A 22,118-nucleotide genomic window follows, 5' to 3' on the forward strand; every position below is an offset into this window, starting at 1 on the left:
AATCAGCGCCTGAAGGTGTGGGGCCCTCGCCTGCGGGACTTTCCGGAGTGGGTCGAACGGCGGCTGGCCTACCGCGCTCCGTATAGCGTGATCGCCGCAGCGGGTCATGCCGCACTGACGGCCGCGGGCCTGGCCGAACGAGATGCCGTGCCACTTGACCTCTTTTGCACCCTGGGACACGTGCTGTTCGCGCCGGATGGCAAACTGAGCGGGGACGGCGGCACGGCGCTGGCCGAACTGGGTCGGTAGCGGCGGATCGCGGCAAGCCTGCCCTCGTTCGCCGGCGCGGACCCGGGCGCAGCGGCCCGTGCTTTTGCCGGGGCTTGTGCCGGGAGGCCGAGACGCGGTAAAACCTTCGGGTTGTGCCGGGCATTCCCCGGCGGCTTGCGAATATGCGGGGATAGCATGTCCTGGACCGACGAGCGCGTCGAGACGCTCAAGAAGATGTGGGCCGAAGGCCAGAGCGCCAGCCAGATCGCCAAGGAGTTGGGCGGCGTCACCCGCAACGCTGTCATTGGCAAGGTGCATCGCCTTGGCCTGTCGAACCGCGTCGGCGGCAAGGGCGACGAGGACGAGGGCGAAAGCGCAACTGTCGCCGCCGCGGCTCCGGCGCGTCCCGAACCTGCGCCGCGCCCCGCGCCTGAACCGGCCGAGGCCCGCGCACCCGAACCGCGCCCGGCGCCCGAGCCGCGTACAGCCGCCCCCGCGTCCGGCGCGACCGTTACGCCGCTAAACCCGCGCAAGGCGATCATTCCGGCGGGCCAGCCGCTTCCGCCACAGCCTTCGGCGAACGAAATCTCGCCCGAGGCGCTGGCCTCGGTGCGCGAGGTCGAGAAACGCGCGCGCCGGCTGACGCTGATGGAACTGACCGAACGCACCTGCAAATGGCCGATCGGTGATCCGGCGACCGAGGACTTCTGGTTCTGCGGCCTGCCTTCGCAGGCGGGCAAGCCCTATTGTGACGCCCATGTTGGCGTGGCCTTCCAGCCGATGAGCGCCCGGCGCGACCGCCGCCGCTAAGGGAATGGCGGCCTAGTTGCCGCCTCCCAGCAGCTTTTCCAGCTGTTTCTGGGCTTCCTGCTTCAGGAATTCCTCGCCTGCGCGCCGCGCGGTATCCTCGATGCTTTCGCCTTCGACCGGCGCCAGCCCAAGCTTCTCGGCCTGTTTTTGCAACTCTTCCTGGGCGCGGGCCTCAAGCTTGGCGCGCGCGATGCTCTCGAGGTCCAGACCGAAACGCGGCTTCGACCAGGGCCCGGTGATCGTAACGGGCACCTGCCCGTCGGGGCCGAGCGCCTTGCCGCCCAGGCTGGTCGGGATCAGCCGATAGTTCAGGCTTTGCCCGCCGATATCCACCTGGCCCGAGCCGGTCGCGGTCAGAAGCGGCGCCTGCACGGCGAGATCGCCGTTCGAGAGCACCCCGCCATTGACCGTGAAGCTCCCGGTGATCCTGTCAAAGACGGTCTTCTTCCCTTCGCCCACATAGTTCGGGTCCATGTTCAACAGCATCCCGGCCAGATCCAGCCCCAGAACCTCGCCCTTGCCGAAGCTCAGGGCCCCGTCGCCGGACAGGCTGCGCATCAGGTCGGCCTGACTGTTGCCGGAGGCCAGCAGGTTGAAGCGAATGTCACCGGTGCCGACGAGCCGCTGGAAATCGGCCATATCGGTCAGAAGCGGCTGGAGCGCGAGACCGCTCAGCGACAGGTTGGCCCGGGTCGAGAGGCCGCCGCGGCCGTTGACCACGACCTGCCCCGACAGAGAGCCGCCGTAAAGCGCCATCTCCTTGACATCGACCACCGCCCGCGCTGCCTCGTTGACGATGCCAAGCCGGGTTCGGCCAAGCTTCACCGACCCCAAATCGATGCTGTCGGCGAAGAGGGTCACCTCCGCATCTGCCAGTCCAAGCGCGCTGACATCGATCGGCGCAGTGGACCAGCCTGCAGGCGCCGCCGTTCCACCGCCCGCGCTGCCACTGCCCCCGCCGCCACCCGCAGGGGCCGCACCGCCGCCGAACGAGGACAGATCCAGCGCCTCGGCTGAGAGCTTCGCCACGATCTTCATCCGCTCCTTGCCCGGGACCAGATCAGCCGCGCCGCTCAGGCGGTTGCCGTCGAGATCGAGCGTTCCGTCCCGCAGGTGCATCGTGCCTTCCGCCGTCAGGGTCGCCTGTCCCTGCAAGGTCAGCCCGCCCTGCCCCAGCCCCCGCGGCAAGCCAGGATCGTCAAACCCGGCCAGCCGGAACCCCGCGCCCGGCGTGCCGAGGGTCAGCGACAGGTCGCCCTCGGCGGCCGGGGCAAGGCTCATCCGGCCGACAAAGCCGAGGCTGTTCTTGCCGCTTGTCGCCTCGAGACTGCCATCGACGAGCTTGCCCTCGACGAAGCCGGCCAGCGAGGACAGGTCCAGCGACACATCAAGGTCGGCGCCGTTCATCTGGCCGGTCGCCGCAATCTGAACCGGACCAGCGTAGTCGGGGATGGACAACTCGGTCGAAAGCCCCGTCACCTCGCGCCGGTCGCCGGTCGCATGGTCAATCCAGATTACGGTGCCGTCGGTGATCTCGGCCCGGTCGAGCGAGAAGGCCGTGCCTTGCCCCGTGGCGGGGGTGGTCTCGGTTGATCCCTGCGAAGGTTCGGCCTTGGCAGCCGCAGGGGCGGTGCCGAATTCCCAGTTTCCGCGCCCTTCGGCGGCCCGCTCCAGAACCAGACGTGGCGAAACCAGTTCAAGTCCGGTGACCCGCACATCGCCTCCGATCAGTGCCATCAGATCGAGCGAGATATCGAGCGACCGCGCGGTCAGCATTGGCCCATCCTTGGACCAGTCGGCATTGGCAAGCGTCACGTCCCCCGCGGATACCCCGAGGACGGGCCAGAGTGTCGGGCGAACAGATCCGCCAATCGTCAGCTCTCGCCCGGTGGCCTCGCGAAACTTGCCGGTGGCGATAGCCGCCACTTTCTCGGTCGGAATGAAAAAGGCCCCTACGACCAGCAGCAACGCGACCGCCACGAGAATGCCGAGAACGCGGAAGGCAAGGCGCATTGAAACCTCCGGAACGAATACCGGAATCCTAGTGCCAACCCGCCCGCGCACAAGCGGTTAGGGGCGGAACCGGCGCCCGCCCGCCGAAATCGGTCAGTTCACCTTGACCGGCTTCGACCGCATCCGGGCGACCGTCTCGCGTTCGGCCCGGCGGCAAAGCTGCGGCGGCAGGCCCTTGTCGAGCAGCGCCATGTCCTGCAGCACCATCTCGCCCATCTCGGCGAAGACCACATCCATCGCCCCGGCCCGGTGGGCGGAGCGGAGAAAGCCGTCGAGCTTGCGCACACGGTGGTCCAAGGGCAGCGGTTCTTCGGGGAAGACATCGCTCGCAGCAACGATGTGGCCCGAGGCCACCGCATCCATCAAGGCCTCGAAATCGACCACGCCGGCCCGTGAAAGAAGGATGAACGCCGCCCCGGGCCGCATCGAGGCGAAAGCCTTGGCTCCGAGGAACCCTTCGTTCTCCGAGGTGACCGACGCCGTCACGAAAATGACGTCGCTCTGCGTCAGGGCAGTGTGCAGGTCCACCGGCTCGGCCCCCGCGGCGCGGATCTGCTGTGGGGCAAGCCAGGGGTCGTAGACCCGCAGCCTTGGCCGAAACCCGGACAGAACCCGGGCCGTCGCCTTGCCCAGATCGCCAAACCCCAGGATCGCAACGTCTGAGCCCGCGAGCAGACGCGCCCTAGTGTTGCCCTCGCCGCCCCATTTCTCGCGGCCGGCGCGGAAATCGGCATCCGCTTCGGCGATCTGGCGAAGGAGCGACAGCGCGAGGCCAAGGCCGATCTCGGCCACCGGCTGCGCGAAGACCGCGCCGGTCGTCACCACGTGGATTCCACGCTGGAAGACCTCGTCATAAGGCATGTTCATGTAGAGGTTCGACTCGACGTTGAAGATGCAGCGCAGGTTCGCAAGCCTGGCCAGCAGGGCGCTGTCGATGGGCGGCTGCCCGATGATGTACCGGGCTTCGGCCAACACACCGGCGGGCAGGTTCGGCAGTTCTTCGTCGGTCGTCTCGACAATCCGGTAGTGCGCCCGCAATTCGGCGAGGCGCTCGGGCGTGAAGATCAGATCGAGCGTCCGGGGCAGTGGCGACGAAATCACCAGTGGCTTTTCGGTCATGGCGCATCCTCCCATTCGACCGTCACCTGACCGCAGCTTGGGTCAATGCGCAAGGGGCCGAAGCGACCGCCCTTTGCGGAGACCGCGGCCTTGCTGTATAGCACCGCCCCATGTCGCAGAACCCGCCCAACCTCCGCCCCGACCTTGCCCATGCCCATGTCCCCGACGTGCGGCGTCCCCGATCTGATGGAACGGCCCAGCCGACCATCGGCATGGTCAGCCTCGGCTGCCCAAAGGCCCTCGTGGACAGCGAGCGGATCCTGACGCGCCTTCGGGCCGAGGGCTATGCGATCTCGCCCGACTACAAGGGCGCCGATGCGGTGATCGTGAACACCTGCGGCTTCCTCGACAGCGCCAAGGCCGAAAGCCTCGACGCGATCGGCGAGGCGCTGCGAGAAAACGGGCGTGTCATCGTGACCGGCTGCCTCGGCGCCGAACCCGACTACATCACCGGGGCTCACCCAAAGGTGTTGGCGGTTACCGGCCCGCATCAGTACGAACAGGTGCTGGATGCCGTGCATGGCGCGGTTCCGCCCTCGCCCGATCCCTTCGTCGACCTGCTCCCGGCCTCGGGCGTGAAGCTGACACCCCGGCACTATAGTTACCTCAAGATTTCAGAGGGTTGTAACAACAAGTGCAAGTTCTGCATCATCCCGGACATGCGCGGCCGGCTCGTCTCCCGCCCCGCCCATGCCGTGCTGCGCGAGGCCGAGAAGCTGGTCGAGGCCGGGGTGAGGGAACTGCTCGTCATCAGCCAGGACACCTCGGCCTATGGCGTGGATCGCAAGCATGACTGCTCGACCTGGAAAGACCGCGAGGTGCGCGCCCATATCACCGACCTCGCCAGAGAGATGGGTCAGCTCGGCGCCTGGGTGCGCCTCCACTACGTTTATCCCTACCCACATGTCCGCGATCTGATCCCGCTGATGGCCGAGGGGTTGGTGCTGCCCTATCTCGACATACCGTTCCAGCACGCCCACCCCGACACGCTGAAACGCATGGCCCGTCCCGCCGCTGCGGCGAAGACCCTTGATGAAATCGCGGCCTGGCGCGCGGTCTGCCCCGACATCACGCTGCGCTCGACCTTCATCGTCGGCTACCCCGGCGAGACCGAGGAAGAGTTCCAGACGTTGCTGGACTGGCTGGACGAGGCCCAACTCGACCGGGTCGGCTGCTTCCAGTATGAAAACGTCGCCGGTGCACGCTCGAACGCCCTGCCCGACCATGTTCCCGACGATGTGAAGCAGGATCGGTGGGAGCGCTTCATGGAAAAGGCGCAGGCCATTTCCGAAGCCAAGCTTGCCGCGAAGGTCGGCTCCACGATCGAAGTGATCGTCGATGAGGTGGACGAGGAAGGCGCAACCTGTCGCACCAAGGCGGATGCCCCCGAAATCGACGGCAACCTCTTCATCGACGAGGATTTCGAGACCCTCGCGCCGGGCGACATCGTCACCGTCGAGGTCGAGGATGCCAGCGAATACGACCTCTGGGGCCGTCGGGTCTGACAGGAAGACGCGCTCTGGAAGCCCAATGGAAATCCAATATTCCAGATGAGTGTTTTCGCAGCGCGGCAGTAGACTCCCTCACCGTTACATCCGGCACAAGACCCGGATGACAGGAGGGACAAAAATGAACGTATCTCGCGGCTTTCTGTCGATCGCTCCGATCTATCTCATCATCGGGATGCTGATCGGCGGCTATATGGGCGCCTCGCAGGACCACAGCCTTGCGCCTGCCCATGCCCATATCAACCTGCTCGGCTTCACGCTGATGATGATCTTTGGCCTTTACTACGCCGTCTTCCCGGCGGCAGCCCAGACGGCGCTGGCCAAGGCACATTTCTGGCTCTTCCAGATCGGCGCGGCCATTCTCGCGGTGATGCTGGTCCTGCTCTTCAGCGGCCGCCTCCTGGAGGAACAGATGTTCCCGGTCGCTCCGCTGGCAGAACTGGCTGTCCTGCTTGGCGTCCTGGCCTTCACGATCAACGTCTGGCGGCACACCCGCTGAACAAAGCCGTGCGTCGGGCCGTCAGGCCCGGCGCCTCCGACCGGCCACGGCAATCACGCCCAGACCGGCCGCCAGAAGCGGCAGTGCCGCAGGCAGCGGCACTTCGGCCGGCGTTGCCGGCGGACCGTCGAGCACGACATTGTCGATGCGGAAATGCGAACAGGGCGCGCCATCGCAATAGCCAAAGTCCGGATGGTCGGCAAAGCCGATGACAAGCGAGGTCAGGTTCGTGAACGCGTCCGAAAACAGGATCTCGCCGAAGCTTGTCGACATGTCGAAGATCAGGCTTGCGACTTCCGCCCCGCCGTTGAAGCCGGTCACCTTCACATTGGCGAAGGATGTCGGCTCGCAATCGTCGTCATCCCCGGGTTCGCAGTCATAGAAGGCAAACCCAAGCGGAATCAGATCAAAGCTCTTGGCGGTAAACGGGCCGCCCATGGTGAAGGTCACGAAGGCCGGATTCGGCGTTCCGCCGTCATCAAGATGCGCCGTACCCTCGTCATCGTAATCGCCTTCGCCATTGAACTGGCCCAGGCCTGCGGTGGCTACGATGCCGTCCTCGAAGTACGAGGTCGACAGAAACTCGAGTTCGGAGAAGGTCATGGTCGCCGCCTGACCGGGCGAGGCGAGAAGCAAGGAAGCAGCAAATGCGCTAAGCGAAAGGGTCGTCGATCGCATGTCGGACCTCAATTCTTGTTCACAAGTTCATGAATTAGGCGCGCATTTGATCGGTCTGTCAACAAAACGTGACTTTCCCGGCTTTTGTCACCCTTCCTCGACAGCCTGTCGGCTACGGGCGGAATTGGATCGCTTCAAGCCGCGGCTTGTTCTGACAATAGGCCGGCAAAGGTGCCTCACCTGGCATCGCCAGCCAGCGCGTACAGCTGACGTGATGGGCGCAGGAGGTGCAACCGTCGACCATCTGGGTCAGATCGCGGCGCGTCAGCCATCCCTCGACCAAGGCTTCCTGAAGATTAAGTCCGACCTTACGCGCCATGCCAATCGTCAGCCAGAAGGCATGGGGCATCTCGACATTCCCGATCATGAACAGCCCTCCTGTTGCCGGCCGAATTCTGCCAGGTTGCAGGGGTGATGGTGCTGTCCTTCGGGCGCGGAAGCCTTGACGCAGATCAACGCGCCCCAGTCTTCAGGGCGTCGAGCGTCTGATTGACGGTCTGGATCCGTTGTGCGTTTGGCGGATGCGAGCCCAGGAAGCGGTTTCCCGGATCCGGCAGTCGCGTAAAGAATTGTGCGCCATTCGCCGGGTCGAATCCCGCGCGCCAGGCGATCTCGGTCCCAAGCGCATCGGCCTCGAGTTCGTAGTCCTTCGAGAATGACCGCGCCCCGAGTTGGGCCCCCATGCTCTGGGCTGCCTCCACATCCGCAGCGCTGCCTCCGCCAAGACTGGCCAGCGTGCCGGCCAGCATCGCCCCGGTGATTGCCGACTGTTCCTGCCGGGACATGTGCCCGAGGATATGATGCGCCGCTTCATGGCCCATCACGAAGGCAAGCTCGTCTTCATTCCGCGCCTCGAAGATCAGGGCGAGAGTAAACACCAGCACCGGTCGACCGGCGTCATCCAAGGTCTGGAAAGCGTTGGGGGGCGCCTGAAGCCGGTCATCGATGGCGATCTGGAACTGGCAGCGCTGCGGTGACAGGTAGGCGCGGCAGACCTGCTCTGCCGCAGGCTCGACTCGCGTGACGACGTCGACGAAGGCGCGCGCGGCCTGATCGGGGTTGTCGATCTGGGTTGCCGCCTGCGGAACGGGCGCGGGTGCCATGGGCACGGTTGCTGTCGGAACGCATCCAGCCAGCATCAAGGCTGCCAGCATCCCCGAAACCAGAACCCGCATCTTGTCGTCCGTCTCCCACCGACTGCGCGTTATCTAGCAATATGAGTGTTCCGACACATCCCCTTCACGTCGATTTGCTTCTCGCGGCGAAGCCGGTTGAGTGCACTGCAAACGCCGCGTAGTCTGCACCCATGTTCACCATCGAGCACGACTTCGACGCGACCATCATAACCCTTGTCGACGAGGGTGACGAAGCGCCACTGCAAGAAGACGTCACGATCCTCGCCTTCGAGGATTGCGTCACCATCGAACAGGTCGATCCGCAGTCCGACGAGGTGCTGAAGATAACGCTTTCGAACCGCCAGGTTCGCGAACTGGCGATGGCGCTCGACCTGCCCGAAGGCAGCTATCGCCTGTCGCCCCGCAAGGAGTGATCAATCAAGCCGGAACTGCTTGTCGCGGCCCGTCGCGCCGCGCAGCAAGGTCAAACGCGAAGGCGCAACGCCAAGCGCCTTGGCCAACAGGCGAGTTACCGCCTTGTTGGCCTTGCCATCTTCGGGCGGCACCGTCACACGGATCACGAACCGCGAACCATCTCGGGTCACCTGCTCGCGCGAGGCATTCGGGGTAACGCGGACCTCGATGATCGCGCCCGCGTCTGGCTTTTGCGGTCCAGAATCACTGTTCATGCCTGCCCTTTCGTCAACACACCCAGAGTGATTCTGCAGCCGCGAAACGCGCTTGCTGCACTTGCTGCAAACTTGGGCGATTTCGCAAGCATTCCGACACGCGATTGTTGCCAAGATCGGATCAATCGAGTTCATTTTCAACGATTTATCACGCCCGAAGCTAGCGCCCCAACAGCGAGCCATTTCTGCCGCATTGTTTGCACATTTGGTTAAGAAATAGGGTCGAGGGCAAAGTCTGGCCCGATCACAAGAACCAATTGTCGGCGGGAAATGACGATGAAGTATTTCAGCAAGATGACCCTCGCGGCCCTCGCGCTCGGCCTGACCTCCAGTCTGGCGCCGTCGGCGGAAGCGGCTACACTCCTTGGGACGTTCACTCACAAATATGGCAGTGACGCGGGCCGGATCGATCCGGCCGGCAGCGACACACTCAACGCCAAATCGGTTACGGTAAGCGACGCGAGTTCGCCGCGCTTCTCGGACACCATCAGCTTCGGATCGCTAAACTACGCCAGCATAAGCTACGTGAAGCTTTCGCTGAGCTATAGCGGCGCCACTCCGGATTTCGCGCAAAGCTGCCCGACCTGCTTTGTCTACTGGCGCGAGCGCTGGACCACCGATTTCCTTGGTCTCGACGACTCTTCCACCGGCGACAACCTGCGCACCCTGCTGGACGGCTCGCCGGTTCAGGTCATCAAGTTGAGCCTCGCTAAAGACATCGGCGCCGTGACGGCCTTTGCCCGCCTTCTGGCGACCGAGGCTCTGTCGTTCCGCTTCAACGAGTGGAGCAACGGCAACGATACCTTCCGGCTGTCGTCGGCGAAGCTGGAGGTCTACGGCGCCCCGGTGCCGCTTCCCGCCAGCGGCCTGATGCTCGCCGGCGCGCTTGGCGGCGCGGCCCTGATCCGTCGGCGCAAGGCGCAGGCCTGATCCACGGCTGACCAGATCTGGCGGGCGGCTCCCAGTCGGGGGCCGCCCGTTCCTTTTGGCGGGCGGTTTTCCCCGCCGCCCTCATCGCCTAAGGTCCACCAAACCGGACGGAGACCCGCGATGACCACCGCTTTCTATTCCGATGAACGCTGCTTCTGGCATGGCGGGGGCAACTATGTGCTGACGGTACCTGCCGGCGGCCTCGTCCAACCTGGCGGCGGACTGCCCGAAAACCCGGAAACCAAGCGGCGGCTCCTGAATCTGCTTCATGTCTCAGGCATGATGGCGGACCTGTCATCCCGCAAGGCCGAACCGGCCGATTGGGACGACCTGCGCCGCGTCCACCCGGAAAGCTACCTCGGCGCCTTCAAGACCGCCTCGGATGCAGGCGGCGGCGAGCTTGGCCTCCGTACCCCCTTCAGCAAGGGCGGCTTCGAGATCGCGGCCCTGTCTGCGGGCCTCGCGAAGGCGGCGCTTGTCGATGTGCTGACCGGTAGCGCAACGAATGCCTATGCGCTCAGCCGCCCGCCGGGGCATCACTGCCTGCCTGACTGGCCCAACGGGTTCTGCCTGCTCGCCAACATCGCCATCGCGATCGAGGCCGCGATGACGCAGGGGCTGGCGGGCCGGATCGCCGTCGTGGACTGGGATGTCCACCACGGAAACGGGACCGAGGCGATCTACCTTGGCCGGGGCGACGTGCTGACGATCTCGCTGCATCAGGAACGCAACTACCCGATGGATACCGGCGGCGCCGAGGTGCGCGGCATCGGCGCGGGCCTTGGCGCCAACATGAACATCCCGCTGCCGCCCGGAACCGGCCATGCCGGCTATCTTATGGCCATGGATCGACTGGTCCTGCCGGCGCTTCACCGCTTCAAGCCGGACGCCATCGTTATTGCCTGCGGGTTCGATGCCTCGGCGGTCGATCCGCTTGGCCGGATGATGGCGACTGCCGAGACCTTTCGCCTCATGACGCGCGCCGTAAAGCGGGCGGCGGAGGAGCTGTGCAATGGTCGCCTCGTGCTGGTGCATGAGGGCGGCTATTCCGAGGTGCATGTGCCTTTCTGTGGCCACGCAGTGATCGAGGAGCTGTCGGGCAGCACCATCTCTGCCCCCGACCCGCTTGGCGAGACGCTGGCGAAACGCCAGCCCGGCCCGGCCTTCGACGCCTTCCTGTCGGGCTGGCTGGACGAACTCGCCCGGCACTTTGTCTGAGCGCGCCGCCCTTGCATCTTGCCGGATGACCGCCAAATTCGACGGAAGGCCCGGTTGCCAGCCGTTCAAGCCGCCGGAACACCAACAAGGACCGTAAATGCCCGACCAGAACACTGCTGCGCTCGATTTCCTGCTGACCCGGCAATCCCGCCCCGCCAAGACCTTCACACTTCCGGTCCCGAGCCGGGACGAGTTGATCCCGATCCTGACCGCCGCTGCCCGTGTCCCCGATCACGGCAAGCTCGAGCCGTGGCGATTCATCGTGCTGGAAAAGCCTGCACTGCGCCGTCTGGCCGATCTGGCCGAGGCACGTGCCATCGAAAAGGGCCTTGATGCCGAACAGGTGGCCAAGGGACGCGGTCAGTTCGATGCGAGCCACCTGGCTGTGGTCGTCGTTGCCAGCCCCAAGCCTTCGCCCAAGATCCCAGAGATCGAACAGACGCTTTCGGCGGGGGCCGCCTGCCTTGCGCTACTCAATGCCGCAACCGCTGCCGGCTGGGGGGCGAACTGGCTGTCGGGCTGGCCAAGCTACGACCGGCGCTTTCTCGAGCAGGGCCTTGGCCTGACACCCGAGGAATTCGTTGCCGGCATCGTCCATATCGGCACCGCACCGCTGACCCCGCCCGACCGACCGCGCCCGGATCTGGGGCGCATCGTCGCTTGGGTCGGGGCATGATCCTCGACAGCTTTCTCAAGGCGCTCGGGCAACTGGGCGACGGCCGGTTTCAGCGGGTGCTTTGGCTCGGAATCGGCCTGACGCTCGGCCTCTTCATCGCAGCCTTCGTCGCGCTGCGCTGGACGATCCGCTGGATCGTCCCCGACACCGTCACCCTGCCCCGCCTGGGCGAAGTGCACTGGATCGAGCGCGTGCTGGAATTCGGGGCGATCCCGGTCATGCTGCTGGCGTCGGTCTTCCTGATGGTGCCGGTCGCCTCGGCCTTCTGCGGCCTCTTCCTCGACGATGTCGCCGAAGCGGTCGAGGACCGGCACTATCCCGGATTGCCCCCCGCTCCACGCATCCCGATCTCCAGCCAGATCTGGGATGCGATCCGGTTCTTCGGCACCGTCGTGGTGGTCAACCTCGTGGCGCTGCTGGTCTATCCCTTCTCGGGACCCTTCGCACCGATTGTGTTCTGGATCGTCAACGGCTTCCTTCTGGGTCGAGAGTATTTCACCCTCGCCGCCATGCGCCGTATTGGCCCCGAAGGGGCGCGGGCGCTGCGCTCACGCTATTCGGGCACGATCTGGCTTGCCGGCGCGCTGATGGCTGCGCCGCTCTCCATCCCTGTCGTAAACCTGCTGGTGCCGGTCCTTGGGGCGGCGACCTTTACCCACCTGTTCCATCGGCTGCAGGCTCAGGTCCCATCACGCCCCTGAAATCCAGGTCGCGGATGGTGATGACGCCAGAAATGATGATGGCGCAGATCGCCGCCGAAACCGGGACCGCGATGAAGGTGGTGATCCAGGCCTTCTTCTTTACGTTCTCCTCGGCGGGCGCACTTTTCGGCGTGCCCGGCACCACCGAGCCGCTGTCCGCCTGCGAGCGGAAGCGGAATGGCAGGACCAGAAAGAACACCATGAACCAGGTCACGGCAAAGACGACAAGAATCGCGGTGATCGACATCACACTTGTTCCAGTTCCACCAGGCAGCCGTTGAAATCCTTCGGGTGAAGGAACAGCACCGGCTTGCCATGCGCGCCGATCTTCGGCTCGCCCGAACCGAGCACCCGGGCACCGGCCGCCTTGAGCCGGTCGCGCGCAGCAAGGATATCCTCGACCTCATAGCAGATGTGGTGAATGCCGCCCGCCGGGTTCTTCTCGAGGAAGCCGGCGATGGGCGAGTTGTCTCCCAGGGGATAGAGCAATTCGATCTTGGTATTCGGCAGCTCGATGAACACCACCGTCACCCCGTGATCCGGCTCGTCCTGCGGGGCGCCGACCTTGGCGCCAAGCGTCTCGCGATACTGGCGAGAGGCGGCGTCGAGGTCCGGAACGGCGATGGCGACATGGTTCAGGCGGCCGATCATGGGGAGGTCTCCGTGCAAACTTCCCGGGCGTTATGGGGTCAGGAGCGTCGTTCGGCAAGGTCTGCATCGCCGCAGTGGTCCGGCCCTACTGGCGGGTCTCGGGGCGGCGCGCTACATCATCGCTGCACAGCAAAGGACCCGCCATGACCCTTTCCACCCGCCCCTTCGGCCATTCGGGCCGCGACGTGTCTGGCATCGGCTTCGGCGCCTGGGCCATCGGCGGCTCTTGGGGCGATGTCTCCGAGGCGGATGCCAAGGCCACGATCCATGCGGCGCTCGATTCTGGCGTGACCTTTCTCGACACGGCCGATGTCTATGGCGACGGCCGATCGGAGCGGTTGATCAGGGACGTGCTGGCTGAACGCGGCGGCCCCCGCCCCTTCGTCGCGACCAAGGCCGGCCGCCGCCTGTCCCCGCATGTCGCCGAGGGCTACACCGCCGCCAACCTCGAAGCCTTCATTGACCGCAGCCGCGCCAATCTCGGCATGGACTGCCTCGATCTTGTCCAGCTCCATTGTCCGCCGACCGACATCTTCTACCGCGCCGAAGTCTTCGACGCGCTCGATGACCTGAAGTCGCGCGGCAAGATCGCGGCCTATGGCGTCTCGGTCGAGAAGGTCGAAGAGGCGCTCAAGGCCATCGAGTTCCCGGGCGTCGTGTCAGTCCAGATCATCTACAACATTTTTCGCCAGCGCCCCGAACGGCTCTTCTTTCCGGAGGCGAAACGTCGTGGCATCGCCGTCATCGCAAGGGTGCCACTGGCCTCGGGCCTGCTGAGCGGCAAGATGTCCGCCGCTAGCACCTTCGCCGCCGACGACCACCGCAACTTCAACCGCCATGGCGAAAGCTTCGACATGGGCGAGACCTTCTCGGGCGTGCCCTTCGATGTAGCGCTCGAGGCGGTCGAGGCGATCCGCCCGCTGGTGCCGCAGGGCGCAACCATGGCGCAATTCGCGCTGCGCTGGATCCTGATGCAACAGGCGGTGACAACCGTCATACCCGGCGCGCGCCGCCCCGATCAGGCGCTGTCCAACGCCGGTGCCGACGCGCTCGCCCCCCTGACGGACGAGACCATGGTCGCGCTCCGCGACCTCTACGAGGAAAAGATCGCGCCGCACGTCCACCATCGCTGGTGACGGGTAAATCTCATTTTCTGAGTGCAAGTATGCTCGGGGATGCGGGGGCAGACGGCCCCCGCTCCGGCCCCTACTTCTCGCCGAGCGACGGGTCGGATGTGAAGCGCACCAGCTGAGTGAGGTCCGACAGTCGTTCCTTCTGCCGCCCCTTGGCGTCGAAGTTTGCGGGCCGCAGCCAGGCCTCGTAGCATTCCTTCAGCGCCGGCCATTCCTTGTCGATGCAGGCGAACCACGCGGTATCGCGGTTGCGCCCCTTCACGATCACCGCCTGCCGGAAGATGCCCTCGTAGCTGAAGCCCAGCCGCTGTGCCGCACGCCGCGACGGCAGGTTGAGCGCGTTGCATTTCCACTCGTAGCGCCGATAGCCCGCCTCGAAGACCCATTTCATCATCAGGTACATCGCCTCGGTCGCGCCGCGCGTGCCCTGCAACTCGGGCGAGAAGCAGATATGCCCGACCTCGATCGTCCCGGCGTCGGGGGTGATCCGCAGGAAACTCGCCACGCCGCAGCAGCGCCCCGTGGCCAGATCGCGGACGACATAGAACATCGGATCGGCCGAGCCCTCGAAATCCTTTGCCCAACGGTGATAGCGGGCCGAGGAACCGAAGGGACCGTAAGGCATGTAGTCCCAAAGCGAGTCGTCGCCTGAAAAGGCGCGGTAGAGGTCGGCGGCATGGGCATCCGCATCCAGCTTCTCGAGCTGGACATAGCGCCCGGTCAGCGTCTCGCCTGACGGCCGCGGCGGTGGGGTGAATCCGGGCACCGGTGTTCCGAGGCGTTCGTCTTCCGTCATGCGGCTCTCCATCTCTGCCCCGCCGTTATGCGGCTGCAACCCCCGGTCATCAACGCCATTTGCGACCGCAACCGCCGGGAAAAGAGCGGATCAGAAGCGAAAGCCCGGCGGATAGTCATGCTGGCCATCAAAATCCGCCTTGCCGACCTCGATTCCGTTGGCGCGCAGGATCGCGAAGGCAATGGAGCTGTGGAACAGGAAGTTCGGCATACCGAACACATGAAGGAAGGTCGCGCCATCCTGATCAAGCTGTGCGAACCCGGCCCGGTGCCGCACCCGCCGCTGTTCGGCGCCGGCAAATTCCGCCGGGTCCAGCGCGCGCAGCGCCTCCTCGGCCTCGGCGACGCGGGCGAGCAATCCGTCGCGATCCGGTGGCGGTTCGCTGACCTTCGGCTGTCCCCGACCCGCCAGAGGATAGGTCACGCGCAGGGCAAACCCCGTCGCCGTCGCCAGTTGCTGGCCGCAGGTGAACATGTCGGGCTGAAGGCGCATCCCCAGCACTTCCTCGCGCCCGCGCACCTTGTCCAGCAGGCCGCGCTGGCGGTCGAGATAATGCAGGAACACCGGAACAGAGGCAGTATAGAGCGGCGGATGGTCGGCCATCTTGCAATTTCCTTGCGGTCAGGGCCGGGCGATCACGCCGCCCGTCCCGCTTACGCTTCCTTCGGCAGCACCCTGAGCCGCAACTCGCGCAACTGCTCGTTGGTTGGCTCGCTCGGCGCGCCCATCAGCAGGTCCTCTGCACGCTGGTTCATCGGGAACATGATGACTTCGCGGATGTTCATCTCATCGGCGAGCAGCATCACCGCCCGGTCGATGCCCATGGCGCAGCCGCCGTGCGGCGGGGCGCCATACTTGAACGCCTTGACCATCCCACCGAAGCGCTTGTCCACTTCCGAGTTCGGATAGCCGGCAAGCTCGAAGGCCCGGTACATGATTTCCGGCTTGTGGTTGCGGATCCCGCCAGAGATCAGCTCATAGCCGTTGCAGGCCAGGTCGTACTGATAGGCATGGACCTTCAGCGGGTCGCCCATCAGCGCCTCGAGTCCGCCCTGCGGCATCGAGAAGGGATTGTGGCTGAAGTCGATCCGGCCATCGTCGGTTTTCTCGTACATCGGGAAATCGACGATCCACGCAAAGCGGAAGGTGTCGGTCTCTGCAAGGCCCAGTTCGCGTCCGATCTCGTTGCGCGCCTTGCCCGCAACCGCCTCGAACTGCTCAGGTTTCCCGCCAAGGAAGAAGGCGGCGTCGCCGACTTCGAGCCCAAGCTGCTGGCGGATCGCCTCTGTCCGCTCGTGGCCGATGTTTTTGGCCAGCGGCCCGGCGGCTTCCATGCCCGAGCCATCCTCGGCCTCGCGCCAGAAGATGTAGCCCATGCCCGGCAGGCCCTGCGCCTGCGCAAACGCATTCATCCGGTCACAGAACTTGCGGCCCACCGGTTCGCCCGACGGCCCCTTCGGCGCCGGGATCGCCCGGACCTCGGTGCCTTCGTTTTCCAGCAGCTTCGCGAAGATCGCAAAGCCCGAGCCGCGGAAATGCTCGCTGACCACCTGCATCTTGATCGGGTTGCGCAGGTCGGGCTTGTCGGAACCATACCACAGCATCGAGTCGCGATAGGCGATGCGCGGCCAGTCGCCCGGCACCTTCATGTCGGGCCGGAATTCCTCGAACAGGCCCTGGATCACCGGCTGGACGGCACCAAAGACGTCCTCCTGCTCGACGAAGCTCATCTCGATGTCGAGCTGGTAGAAATCGGTCGGGCTGCGGTCGGCGCGCGGGTCCTCGTCGCGGAAGCAAGGCGCGATCTGGAAGTAGCGATCAAAGCCCGCCACCATGATCAGCTGCTTGAACTGCTGCGGCGCCTGCGGCAGCGCGTAGAACTTGCCCGGATGCAGGCGCGACGGCACCAAGAAATCGCGCGCGCCTTCCGGGGAAGACGCCGTGATGATCGGCGTCTGGAATTCGTTGAAGCCCTGCGCCCACATCCGGTTGCGGATCGACCGAACCACATTTGACCGCAACATCATGTTCTGGTGCAGTTTTTCGCGCCGCAGGTCGAGGAAGCGGTAGGTCAGGCGGGTTTCTTCGGGGTAGTCCACATCGCCGAAGACCGGCAGCGGAAGCTCGTCCGCTGCACCAAGCACCGTCATGCCCGTTGCATAGACTTCGATCTCGCCAGTTGCGAGCTTGGGGTTGACCATAGAGGCATCCCGCGCCTTGACCCGCCCGTCGATGCAGATGACCCACTCGGCCCGCACTTTCTCGATCTCGGCGAAGGCGGGGCTGTCACTGTCGGCCAGCACTTGGGTGATGCCGTAATGGTCACGCAGGTCGATGAACAGCACCCCCCCGTGATCGCGCACCCGATGCACCCAGCCCGAGAGACGCACGGTCTCGCCGACATTGGCTTTGGTCAGTTGAGCGCAGGTGTGGCTGCGATAGGCGTGCATGGTCGTCCCCTTGGCCCGAGGCTTTTCTTCGTCGCGCCGATACACAGCGGCACGGGCGGGAAGTCAAGCGACGACGGGCAGACATGAGGTCGGCGCCTGTGCGGAAATGTCGCAGTTAGACTGGAAAGTTCACTTGCCGGCGTTAAGACTCGCGCGGAAATCGGCAGGAAACGGTCTTGCAGGGATGTGGGACAAGCTTTTTGAACGGCTCGCTTCCGCCGTCGTGCGTGACGGTCTTCTCGTGATGCACATGCCCGACGGATCGACCAGACGGTTCGGCAACGGCGTCGGTCCAAGTGCCGAAATGACGGTCCACGATCCCGACCTTTTGCGCCGCATCGTGCGCAATCCCGATCTGGGCCTTGGCGAAGGCTACATGGACCGCGCCTATTCCCTGCGCGATGACGATGTGGCAGGGTTCCTGGCCTTGCTGATGGTGAATGTCGGTAAGGGCCGCGGCGAGGCCTGGCGCTTTCCGATCTCCCGGCTTCAGCGCGTGCTGGGTCGGCTGGAGCAGATTGCCCCGGCCCATCGGTCCCGGCAGAACGTGGCACATCACTACGATCTGTCGGGCGATCTCTACCGGCTGTTCCTCGATGCGGACCAGCAGTACTCCTGCGCCTATTTCCGCTCGCCCGACGACACGCTTGAACAGGCACAAGCCCAGAAGAAGGCCCATATCGCCGGGAAGCTATTGTTGCAGCCCGGAATGCGGGTGCTGGATATCGGCTGCGGCTGGGGCGGCATGGCCCTGACCCTGGCGCGGGACTATGGCGCAAGAGTGCTCGGCGTGACCTTGTCCGAGGAACAACATGCCGTCGCGACCGCGAGGGTGGCGGAGGCTGGGCTTTCCGACCGGGTCGAGATCCGCCTTCAGGACTACCGCAAGGTTAACGGGCAGTTCGACCGCATCGTGTCGGTCGGCATGTTCGAGCATGTCGGCCTGCCGCATTACGGCGAGTATTTCTCCAAGGTGCGCGACCTGCTGCCCCCTGACGGGGTGGCGCTGATCCATACGATCGGACGGACCCTTCCCCCGGGGCGGACCAGCCCCTGGATCACCAAGTACATCTTTCCGGGGGGCTATGTGCCGGCTCTGTCAGAGGTGACCCCGGTGATCGAGTCGGTCGGCCTCATTCCCACCGACATCGAAATCTGGCGCCTGCATTATGCCGAAACGCTCCTGCACTGGCGCCGCCGCTTCGAGGCGAACATCGCCAGGGTCCGAACCTTGTATGACGACCGCTTTTGCCGGATGTGGCGCTATTACCTCGCGGCGTCCGAGATGACCTTCCGCCACAATGGCCAATGCGTTTTCCAGTTTCAGCTTGCCCGCGACCAGCGTGCGGTGCCGCTGACACGGGATTATCTTTATCGCGGCAATGCCATCGGCTGAACCGCCGGGATCAGACCGCGAAGCGAATTTCCGACGAATAGCTTGCAGTCGGCCAGTTGCCCGAGTGGAAGAACGCATTCGCGCGCCTGGCCTGTTGCAAGCATTTCCTCGCGCAGGATCCCGGGAAGGAGTCCGCAGGCAAGCGGAGGCGTGCAAAGCCCGTCGCCGGCATCGAAGAAGACATTGGTGATCGTACCCTCGCACACCTCGCCGCGCTCGTTCAGGAACAGGACCTCGTGGATCCCCTCGGGCATGGCGGCTCGTGCGGCAAAGTAGACCTGCCGGCGCGTGGTCTTCAGTCGAAGCCAGGGATCGTCCGAGCGCAACCTCACGTGACCGAAGGAGAGGTGCCAAGGACCCGGTGCAGAAAGGATCGGCCCCGAAGTCACCTCGATCTGGCCCGAGGCATCCAGCGTAAGGCGCAGCCGTTCAGGACCGGCGCGGTCGGCCAGAAGGGCCTTGCGGGCGGCTGACGCGTCGCAAGGCCAACCAAGCAGTGCGGCAGACCGGGCCAGTCGCGCCAGGTGCCGGTCGCCGCGAACGAGCTGCGCGCCGTCCCAAGCGAGCGTTTCGATCAGCCTCAGCCCCGGCTCACGGCCGCCTTCACGAAGCGCGCTTTCCACAGCGCCTCCTCCCATTCGCCCTCGGCGGTTGAATCCATCACCACGCCGCCGCCCACATTCATCGCGATCCTCCCGCCGGGAAAGACCGACAGCGTCCGGATGGCCACAGAGAAATCCGCCGTCCCGTCGGGCGCCATCCATCCGATTGCGCCGCAATAGATGCCACGCGGATGAGGCTCGAGTTCGCGGATGATCTCCATCGCCCGGATCTTCGGCGCCCCGGTGATCGAGCCGCAGGGAAAAAGCGCCGTCAACAGGTCCCCGAAACCGCGGCGGCCGGACAGGCGCGCCTCGATCAATGAGGTCATCTGATGCACCGTGGCATAATGCTCGATCCGGAAGAGTTCGGGCACACGGACCGATCCGACCTCGCTCAGGCGCGACATGTCGTTGCGCAGAAGATCGACGATCATCAGGTTCTCTGCGCGGTTCTTCTCGCTGGCCTCAAGCTCTGCCGCAAGCTCCATGTCGCGAACGGGGTCGGGGTCGCGCGGTGCTGTCCCCTTCATCGGCCGCGCGGAAATGCGCCCCCCCGCATCAACGCGAAAGAAAAGCTCCGGCGAGCGGGAGACGACAACCGGCCCCACGCCCAGATCGGCATAGGCGCCATGGCCAACCGCCCCGGCGTGCCGCAGGCGTCCATAAAGGCCAAGCGGCGTCCCCGAAACGAGCCGCGATGCCAGCGGGAAGGTCAGGTTGATCTGGTAGCAGTCGCCTGCCGCCAGATAGTCCAGCACTCGCGCCAGAGCCGCGTCATAGTCGGCGCGGGCTATCATCGGTTCGGGGGCTGCCATCCGGGCATCCCCCGCGGTCCGCGCCGCGCGTTCCAGGACCGGCGCAGCATCTTCCGGGCCTGCGAAAACCCCCATCACCAGCAGCGGTGCCTCGCGTCCACCCGGCATGAGCGCAGCGAGCTTCGGTTCAAGCGCGTATCCGGCCTCATAACCGACCCAGCCCGCAATCCAGCGGCCGCGCGCGCGCGCCGCGTCGAGCATCGCAAGCGCGCCGGGCATATCCTCGGCTGCGGTCGCCGAGATCACGGCCTCGGCGCGGTCAAAAAGCACCGGACCCCCGCCTGGCCCGAATTCACACAGGATCACGCCCGACCCATCCCTGTTTTCCCGCTGCCACTATTCCGCGTTTGGGGTAGCGCGGACGCGCACGTTTTCCACCCAAAGCGGGACAATTGCGACACCCCGGTTCTGCCGAATGCTGGGTTCGACTAAATATTGTTGCCAGATTGCCGGTTTCAGGCTTCCCTAGCGTCGAGGTCCGGCACGAACTGGATCCGAACAATAATGACTGGAACGTCGCACAGACCAGGGGGAACCAAATGTCGTCCGACGACTATACCGACAAGCATCACCATGAGGATGTAAAAATCCTGCATGGCATGGGCTATGCCCAAGAGTTATCCCGCTCGATGTCGAAGTTTTCGAACTTCGCCATCTCCTTCTCGATCATCTGCATCCTGTCCGGAGGGATCAACTCCTTCGCGCAGGCGATCTCGTCCGTCGGCGGCGCCGGCGCAGGGATCGGATGGATCGTCGGCTGTCTGCTGTCGGGGATGTTTGCCCTGTCGATGGCACAGATCGCCTCGGCCTTTCCGACCGCGGGCGGGCTCTATCACTGGGGATCGATCCTCGGGAACCGCTTCTGGGGCTGGCTGACGGCATGGCTCAACCTGCTCGGCCTCATCACCGTGCTGGGCGCCATCAATATCGGGACGGCTTACTTCTTCGCCGGCACCTTCGGCGCGAATTTCGGCTTCACCGGCACTGACGGTCAGGTGGTCGCCTTCGTCGCGGTTGTCACCATCGTCCAGGCCATCTTCAACCATATCGGCATCAAGGCGACGACCTTCCTGACCGATATCTCGGGCTACATCATCTTCGCGACCACGGCCGTTCTGGTGGTGGCCTGCCTGTACTTCGCCCCAGCCATCGACATCTCGCGGCTGTGGACCTTCCACAACTTCTCGGGCGAGGCCGGCGGCAACGTCTTCCCGCAATCCGACAGCATGGGCTACCTGTTCCTGCTCTGCCTCCTGCTGCCGGTCTACACGATCACGGGGTATGACGCCTCGGCCCATACCTCGGAAGAGACCCGCAATGCGGCCCATTCGGTGCCGCGCGGCATCGTGCACGCCGTCTTCTGGTCCTCGATCGTGGGCTGGGTGATGATCTGCGCCATCACGCTGGCGATCCCCGATCTGGCCACCGCAGCCAGCCAGGGCTGGGGCATGTTCTTTGCCACCATGGACGCGATCATGCCAAGCGGCCTCAAGGTCATCCTCTATCTCGGCATCCTGATCGCGCAGCTGCTCTGCGGCCTTGCCACGGTGACTTCGGCCAGCCGGATGCTGTTCGCCTTCTCGCGGGATGACGGGATGCCGGTCGGCTCCAAGGCGCTTGCCACGGTATCGCCGAAGTACCGGACGCCCGTGAATGCGATCTGGACGGCGACGGTGCTGTGCATCCTCTATGTGATCCTCGCGATGATGATCAAAGTCGGCGAAACCTCGATCTATGTCATCGTGGTGAACTCGACACTGGTCTTCCTGTTCCTGTCCTTCACCGTGCCGCTGGTTGCGGGCATGCTCGCCTATGGCGGGCCGAAGTGGCCGAAACCCGGCCCCTGGGCCATGTCGAACGGCACCTACAAACTGGTAACGCTTCTGTCGGTGATCGGCATGGCGGTCATCCTGTTCATCGCCATCGCTCCGCCGAACGAGCGCGTTCTCTATGTCGTGCTGGGCTTCATCGCCCTGGCCCTGGTGTTCTGGGTGACAGTCGAAAACCGCCGCTTCGAAGGCCCGCCGACCGGCGAGCGCATTGCTGCCCGCAAGGCCGCGATCGCCGCCGCCGAAAAGGCCGTGGGCGAGACGGGCTGACAGAACACAC

25 protein-coding genes are annotated in these 22,118 nt (G+C 64.9%); 12 read left to right on the forward strand and 13 right to left on the reverse strand.

What is annotated here, in order from left to right:
* Positions 1 to 15: 15 nt before the first annotated feature.
* Together L0V05_RS00965 and L0V05_RS00970 are read left to right on the forward strand one after the other, a co-directional pair.
* Positions 16 to 249, forward strand: a complete 234-nt coding sequence (locus L0V05_RS00965; RefSeq protein WP_234867504.1) for a hypothetical protein — start codon at positions 16 to 18, stop codon at positions 247 to 249.
* Positions 250 to 405: 156 nt separating this feature from the next.
* Positions 406 to 1,020, forward strand: a complete 615-nt coding sequence (locus L0V05_RS00970) for a GcrA family cell cycle regulator (RefSeq protein ID WP_234867506.1) — start codon at positions 406 to 408, stop codon at positions 1,018 to 1,020.
* Positions 1,021 to 1,032: 12 nt separating this feature from the next.
* Here the strand turns inward: L0V05_RS00970 and L0V05_RS00975 are convergent, their stop codons facing one another.
* On the reverse strand, positions 1,033 to 3,033 hold the full coding sequence (locus tag L0V05_RS00975; RefSeq protein WP_234867508.1) for an AsmA family protein: 2,001 nt from the start codon (positions 3,031 to 3,033) through the stop codon (positions 1,033 to 1,035).
* 93 nt (positions 3,034 to 3,126) lie between these two features.
* Positions 3,127 to 4,152 (reverse strand): hydroxyacid dehydrogenase, encoded by a 1,026-nt coding sequence (locus L0V05_RS00980; RefSeq protein ID WP_234867510.1) that lies wholly within the window; start codon positions 4,150 to 4,152, stop codon positions 3,127 to 3,129.
* 110 nt (positions 4,153 to 4,262) lie between these two features.
* Between L0V05_RS00980 and rimO the strand changes: the two genes are divergently transcribed.
* Complete coding sequence (rimO, locus tag L0V05_RS00985; RefSeq protein ID WP_234867512.1) at positions 4,263 to 5,657, forward strand: 30S ribosomal protein S12 methylthiotransferase RimO; 1,395 nt, start codon at positions 4,263 to 4,265, stop codon at positions 5,655 to 5,657.
* Between the two features lie 124 nt (positions 5,658 to 5,781).
* Complete coding sequence (locus L0V05_RS00990; protein ID WP_234867515.1) at positions 5,782 to 6,159, forward strand: hypothetical protein; 378 nt, start codon at positions 5,782 to 5,784, stop codon at positions 6,157 to 6,159.
* A gap of 21 nt (positions 6,160 to 6,180) precedes the next feature.
* Here L0V05_RS00990 and L0V05_RS00995 read toward each other — a convergent pair whose 3' ends face one another.
* From L0V05_RS00995 to L0V05_RS01005, 3 genes are all read right to left on the reverse strand, one after another.
* Positions 6,181 to 6,837: a PEP-CTERM sorting domain-containing protein gene (locus tag L0V05_RS00995; protein WP_234867517.1), complete on the reverse strand. Its 657-nt coding sequence runs from the start codon at positions 6,835 to 6,837 to the stop codon at positions 6,181 to 6,183.
* A gap of 112 nt (positions 6,838 to 6,949) precedes the next feature.
* Complete coding sequence (locus tag L0V05_RS01000; RefSeq protein WP_234867519.1) at positions 6,950 to 7,204, reverse strand: DUF6455 family protein; 255 nt, start codon at positions 7,202 to 7,204, stop codon at positions 6,950 to 6,952.
* 85 nt (positions 7,205 to 7,289) lie between these two features.
* The gene (locus L0V05_RS01005; protein ID WP_234867521.1) at positions 7,290 to 8,012 is read right to left on the reverse strand and encodes a M48 family metalloprotease; all 723 of its coding nucleotides are present in this window, start codon (positions 8,010 to 8,012) and stop codon (positions 7,290 to 7,292) included.
* A 131-nt stretch (positions 8,013 to 8,143) separates the two neighbouring features.
* Between L0V05_RS01005 and L0V05_RS01010 the strand changes: the two genes are divergently transcribed.
* Positions 8,144 to 8,386, forward strand: a complete 243-nt coding sequence (locus tag L0V05_RS01010; RefSeq protein WP_234867523.1) for a DUF8831 family protein — start codon at positions 8,144 to 8,146, stop codon at positions 8,384 to 8,386.
* Here the strand turns inward: L0V05_RS01010 and L0V05_RS01015 are convergent, their stop codons facing one another.
* On the reverse strand, positions 8,387 to 8,641 hold the full coding sequence (locus L0V05_RS01015; RefSeq protein WP_234867525.1) for a DUF167 domain-containing protein: 255 nt from the start codon (positions 8,639 to 8,641) through the stop codon (positions 8,387 to 8,389).
* A gap of 276 nt (positions 8,642 to 8,917) precedes the next feature.
* Here L0V05_RS01015 and L0V05_RS01020 point away from each other — a divergent pair, with 276 nt between their 5' ends.
* The 4 genes from L0V05_RS01020 to L0V05_RS01035 all read left to right on the forward strand — a co-directional run bounded on the left by L0V05_RS01020 (position 8,918) and on the right by L0V05_RS01035 (position 12,166).
* Positions 8,918 to 9,571, forward strand: coding sequence for a VPLPA-CTERM sorting domain-containing protein (locus tag L0V05_RS01020; RefSeq protein WP_234867527.1), 654 nt, complete (start codon positions 8,918 to 8,920; stop codon positions 9,569 to 9,571).
* A gap of 120 nt (positions 9,572 to 9,691) precedes the next feature.
* Positions 9,692 to 10,789, forward strand: a complete 1,098-nt coding sequence (locus L0V05_RS01025; RefSeq protein ID WP_234867529.1) for a class II histone deacetylase — start codon at positions 9,692 to 9,694, stop codon at positions 10,787 to 10,789.
* Positions 10,790 to 10,886: 97 nt separating this feature from the next.
* A complete protein-coding gene (locus L0V05_RS01030) occupies positions 10,887 to 11,465 on the forward strand; it encodes a nitroreductase family protein (protein ID WP_234867531.1) in 579 nt (192 codons plus the stop codon).
* The gene (locus L0V05_RS01035; RefSeq protein WP_406565954.1) at positions 11,465 to 12,166 is read left to right on the forward strand and encodes an EI24 domain-containing protein; all 702 of its coding nucleotides are present in this window, start codon (positions 11,465 to 11,467) and stop codon (positions 12,164 to 12,166) included. Before L0V05_RS01030 ends, L0V05_RS01035 begins: the two co-directional genes overlap by 1 nt.
* On the opposite strand, the gene L0V05_RS01040 is transcribed toward L0V05_RS01035, so the two are convergent.
* Both L0V05_RS01040 and mce read right to left on the reverse strand, forming a co-directional pair.
* Complete coding sequence (locus L0V05_RS01040; RefSeq protein ID WP_234867535.1) at positions 12,117 to 12,413, reverse strand: DUF1467 family protein; 297 nt, start codon at positions 12,411 to 12,413, stop codon at positions 12,117 to 12,119. The two genes, L0V05_RS01035 and L0V05_RS01040, sit on opposite strands and share 50 nt — an antisense overlap.
* Positions 12,413 to 12,817 carry a methylmalonyl-CoA epimerase gene (mce, locus tag L0V05_RS01045; protein ID WP_234867537.1) on the reverse strand — a complete coding sequence of 135 codons (405 nt, stop codon included), beginning with the start codon at positions 12,815 to 12,817 and terminating at the stop codon, positions 12,413 to 12,415. Before mce ends, L0V05_RS01040 begins: the two co-directional genes overlap by 1 nt.
* A gap of 143 nt (positions 12,818 to 12,960) precedes the next feature.
* On the opposite strand from mce, the gene L0V05_RS01050 reads away from it, so the two are divergent.
* Positions 12,961 to 13,953 (forward strand): aldo/keto reductase, encoded by a 993-nt coding sequence (locus L0V05_RS01050; RefSeq protein ID WP_234867539.1) that lies wholly within the window; start codon positions 12,961 to 12,963, stop codon positions 13,951 to 13,953.
* Between the two features lie 70 nt (positions 13,954 to 14,023).
* Here L0V05_RS01050 and L0V05_RS01055 read toward each other — a convergent pair whose 3' ends face one another.
* The 3 genes from L0V05_RS01055 to aspS all read right to left on the reverse strand — a co-directional run bounded on the left by L0V05_RS01055 (position 14,024) and on the right by aspS (position 17,196).
* Positions 14,024 to 14,746, reverse strand: a complete 723-nt coding sequence (locus L0V05_RS01055) for a GNAT family N-acetyltransferase (RefSeq protein WP_234867541.1) — start codon at positions 14,744 to 14,746, stop codon at positions 14,024 to 14,026.
* A 90-nt stretch (positions 14,747 to 14,836) separates the two neighbouring features.
* Positions 14,837 to 15,349 (reverse strand): DUF1993 family protein, encoded by a 513-nt coding sequence (locus L0V05_RS01060; RefSeq protein WP_234867543.1) that lies wholly within the window; start codon positions 15,347 to 15,349, stop codon positions 14,837 to 14,839.
* A gap of 50 nt (positions 15,350 to 15,399) precedes the next feature.
* Positions 15,400 to 17,196: an aspartate--tRNA ligase gene (gene aspS, locus L0V05_RS01065; protein WP_234867545.1), complete on the reverse strand. Its 1,797-nt coding sequence runs from the start codon at positions 17,194 to 17,196 to the stop codon at positions 15,400 to 15,402.
* Between the two features lie 223 nt (positions 17,197 to 17,419).
* On the opposite strand from aspS, the gene L0V05_RS01070 reads away from it, so the two are divergent.
* Entirely contained in the window at positions 17,420 to 18,592 is a 1,173-nt protein-coding gene (locus L0V05_RS01070; protein ID WP_319937668.1) for a cyclopropane-fatty-acyl-phospholipid synthase family protein, read from the forward strand.
* On the opposite strand, the gene L0V05_RS01075 is transcribed toward L0V05_RS01070, so the two are convergent.
* Both L0V05_RS01075 and L0V05_RS01080 read right to left on the reverse strand, forming a co-directional pair.
* A complete protein-coding gene (locus tag L0V05_RS01075; protein WP_406565941.1) occupies positions 18,568 to 19,215 on the reverse strand; it encodes an aminotransferase class IV family protein in 648 nt (215 codons plus the stop codon). The two genes, L0V05_RS01070 and L0V05_RS01075, sit on opposite strands and share 25 nt — an antisense overlap.
* Positions 19,173 to 20,315 (reverse strand): aminodeoxychorismate synthase component I, encoded by a 1,143-nt coding sequence (locus tag L0V05_RS01080; RefSeq protein ID WP_234867551.1) that lies wholly within the window; start codon positions 20,313 to 20,315, stop codon positions 19,173 to 19,175. Before L0V05_RS01080 ends, L0V05_RS01075 begins: the two co-directional genes overlap by 43 nt.
* A 233-nt stretch (positions 20,316 to 20,548) precedes the next feature.
* Here L0V05_RS01080 and L0V05_RS01085 point away from each other — a divergent pair, with 233 nt between their 5' ends.
* Complete coding sequence (locus L0V05_RS01085; RefSeq protein WP_234867553.1) at positions 20,549 to 22,108, forward strand: amino acid permease; 1,560 nt, start codon at positions 20,549 to 20,551, stop codon at positions 22,106 to 22,108.
* The last annotated feature ends 10 nt before the right edge of the window (positions 22,109 to 22,118 follow it).

It is taken from the genome of Alitabrizicola rongguiensis (assembly GCF_021491355.1).
Classification (GTDB): Bacteria; Pseudomonadota; Alphaproteobacteria; order Rhodobacterales; family Rhodobacteraceae; genus Aliitabrizicola; species Aliitabrizicola rongguiensis.